Origin of the sequence: Caulobacter sp. 602-1 (assembly GCF_003931565.1) — a bacterium.
In the GTDB taxonomy this organism is placed as follows: Bacteria; Pseudomonadota; Alphaproteobacteria; order Caulobacterales; family Caulobacteraceae; genus Caulobacter.
The window spans coordinates 1-293 of the sequence record NZ_RRYI01000120.1; the positions used below are offsets into that span (position 1 = coordinate 1).

The following is a 293-nucleotide window of genomic DNA, read 5'->3' on the forward strand; positions in this document are numbered from 1 at the left end:
CAGGACCATCGTGCTATTGCACGGCGGCGTCCTGCATTCGGCCGCCTATGACGACGTCTGGCCCATGCTCTGCCAGCGCTTCAAGGTGATCCGCTATGACCGGCGAGGCTACGGCGCCTCGCCGCCGGCCGCCCAGCCCTACCGCCCCGTCGACGATCTGGCGGTGCTGTTGAAGGCGCTGGACCCCCCGCACGCGACCCTGGTCGGCTCGTCTTCGGGCTCGGGACTGGCGGTCGACTACGCCCTGGCCCATCCCGAGCAGGTGGATCGACTCGTGCTGGCGGGCCCCTGGA

1 protein-coding gene is annotated in these 293 nt (G+C 70.3%); it reads left to right on the plus strand.

Annotated elements, in window-relative coordinates; translation table 11 throughout:
• The coding region (locus EIK80_RS25520; RefSeq protein ID WP_148099139.1) for an alpha/beta fold hydrolase at positions 1–293 on the plus strand (293 nt) is incomplete at both ends.